The following is a 1,405-nucleotide window of genomic DNA, read 5'->3' as shown; positions in this document are numbered from 1 at the left end:
TATAAATGTAACTAATTGATATTTAACATAAAACGCATTAAGCGCACCAATGCTGTAACTCCAATATTCTGATGTCACTTTTAACCCATTTAGTGATGTTGTAAGCATCCCGGTAAAGCGGACCATTCACATTTAGAGATCTTCCTGCATACTGATTATGTTCCTGGAGGAGATCGCCATGCGCAAAGCCCGATTCACCGAACACCAGATCATCGCCGTTCTGAAGTCCGTCGAAGCCGGACGCACCGTCAAAGATGTGTGCCGCGAAGCCGGGATTTCTGAGGCCTCGTACTACAACTGGAAAGCGAAGTTCGGCGGTATGGAAGCCTCTGATATCAAAAAGATGAAGGACCTCGAAGATGAAAACCGCCGGTTGAAACAGATGTTTGCGGACCTGAGCCTCGAGTGCCGCGCATTGAAAGACGTTATTGAAAAAAAGCTTTAAAACCAGCGATAAAGCGTGAGCTGGTCAGCTATCTGACCGCGCAGTTTGCCATGAGCTTACGTCAGGCATGCAGGATATTGTCGCTGAGCAGGACGGTATTTCGTTATCAGCCGGATACGCAACGTGATGAGCCAGTCATTATGGCGCTGACCGTGGCGGCTGAACGCTATCCGCGATACGGATTTAAAAAGCTTTTTCAGGTGCTGCGCAGGCAGGGCAAAAGCTGGAACCATAAGCGCGTTCACCGGATTTACTGCCTGCTGAAACTGAATTTTCGCCGTAAGGGAAAACAGCGCCTGCCAGTGCGCAATCCGGTTCCGCTGGTGACGCCAGAGGCGATGAACCAGAGCTGGTCCATCGATTTTATGCACGATGCGCTGGTGTGCGGCAGACGCTTCCGGACCTTCAACGTGGTGGATGATTTTAACCGCGAAGCACTGGCGATCGAAATTGACCTGAATATCCCGGCGCAGCGGGTCGTAAGAGTGCTGGACAGGATCGTGGCAAACCGCGGATATCCGCTAAAGATGCGGATGGATAACGGTCCGGAACTGGTCTCGCTGACGCTGGCACAATGGGCAGAAGAGCATGGTGTGATGCTGGAGTTTATCAGGCCCGGCAAGCCAACGCAGAATGCCTTTATCGAACGGTTCAACCGGACATACAGAACAGAAATACTGGATTTTTATCTGTTCAGAACACTGAATGAAGCACGGGAAATTACAGAGCGCTGGCTGGCTGAATATAACGGCGAGCGCCCCCACGAATCCCTGAATAACCTGACGCCGGAAGAATACCGGCTGATGGCTGAAACCCCGGAAATCTCAAAAAGTGCGTGGAACTAAAACGGGTGCGCTTACAATGTCACTTTTTCTGGCATAAAGGATCCAATCCTCAGGCCATGGAGACATCAGGATGCTTGTGACCATGTCAGATAAAGAACTCAGTCGGATCAACATC

General features: G+C 50.5%; 1 protein-coding gene. It reads left to right on the top strand.

All coding sequences use genetic code 11. The features are described from left to right. Positions 1-178 precede the first annotated feature (178 nt). A protein-coding gene (locus KH813_RS06690) for an IS3 family transposase (protein WP_089503791.1) occupies positions 179-1,290 on the top strand; the annotation gives its coding sequence in 2 pieces (ribosomal slippage) (positions 179-431 and positions 431-1,290; 1,113 coding nt in all). Positions 1,291-1,405 lie beyond the last annotated feature (115 nt).

Origin of the sequence: Negativicoccus succinicivorans, assembly GCF_018373335.1 — a bacterium.
GTDB classification, from domain to species: domain Bacteria; phylum Bacillota; class Negativicutes; order Veillonellales; family Negativicoccaceae; genus Negativicoccus; species Negativicoccus succinicivorans_A.
Note: the sequence above shows the minus strand (reverse complement) of the source record. Positions and strands in the feature narration are given on the sequence as shown.